This window comes from Campylobacter sp. CNRCH_2007_0968H, from assembly GCF_025773245.1.
GTDB classification, from domain to species: domain Bacteria; phylum Campylobacterota; class Campylobacteria; order Campylobacterales; family Campylobacteraceae; genus Campylobacter_D; species Campylobacter_D lari_D.
The window spans coordinates 1-1,088 of the sequence record NZ_JAKMTQ010000046.1 but is presented as its reverse complement, the minus strand read 5'-3'; the positions used below and the strand labels follow the sequence as shown (position 1 = coordinate 1,088).

The 1,088-nt window shown below is 23.4% G+C and carries 2 protein-coding genes; both read left to right on the top strand.

The genetic code is table 11. The features are described 5' to 3' along the window. Nucleotides 1-103: 103 nt before the first annotated feature. Nucleotides 104-454, top strand: a complete 351-nt coding sequence (locus tag L8Y18_RS08555; protein WP_263676667.1) for a hypothetical protein — start codon at nucleotides 104-106, stop codon at nucleotides 452-454. Continuing rightward, the coding region (locus L8Y18_RS08550) for a hypothetical protein (protein ID WP_263676666.1) at nucleotides 451-1,088 on the top strand (638 nt) is incomplete at its 3' end. The genes L8Y18_RS08555 and L8Y18_RS08550, both read left to right, overlap by 4 nt.

The window sequence follows — 1,088 nt, the reverse complement described above, 5'->3', positions numbered from 1 at the left end:
TAGAATGATTAAACAAAATAAGATTAGCTTTATATAAATACTTTCCTTATGATTTAATATAAAAATTTTTAGTTATAATGCTATTTTAACACAAGGATATTTTATGGAAGATTTAAACTTTTTACAAAAACGTTGGGAAGAAGCTTATGAAGCTATGCCTAAACTTTATGAAATACCAAATGAAACAATAGTAAATTTTACCCTTAGTGAAGATACAGATACTATTTTATTTAAAGAACCTTGGGAAAATTTCAAACTAGATAATGAAGATGAAGAAGTAGAATGGAGGCTAAGTTTTTTCAGCATTAGCGAAGATAAGCCTTTAGGATATTTAGAGTATAAAGAAGCTTTAGAAAAATTACAAGAATTTTCTTTAATACAATCAGAAGAAAGGGTTTTGATTAGAGCCATGAGTTTGGAAGAGCTTAAAAAATTAGGATTACACGAGCTATGATACTTCCTCAACCTATATTTTTAAACAAACTTATACAATTTTTATCTAGTGAAAATTTAAATCTAAATAATTTTAAAAAAGATATAGAAAACATAATCTCTAAAAAAGACTTACAATTTTTACTAGATTTAAATACAAAAATTATGGGTATTGCTAAAATAATTATTCAAGATAAAAAAGAAGTTAATATACTACTACCACAATCTAATAAAGAGCATAAATTACAATATACACCTACAAAATTAGAAATTAAAAAAGATTTTGAAATTAAACTTGATAGCTTGGAAAATTGCAACAACAAGCAATTATTAGATATCATTAAACAAGAATATCCAAATAATATAATAAAAGAACTAACTATTAATCTATCAAAAGAAAAAATAAAAATACTTTTCATTGTCAATGAAATACCAAAATTTTTAAAATCCATATATAAAGAATGTGATTTTAAAGATTATGGCTTAATGAACTATATCGAATTTGATAAAATTTTTAATCTCAAAATAGAAGATTTTAGATATTTTACGCTTGTTACACCCTTTGGGGCAAAAAAAATACAATTGTATTGGATAAATGAATATGAAAATCTTCAAGAAACACTCAATTGTATTTCAATCCCAATATCCCATCAATA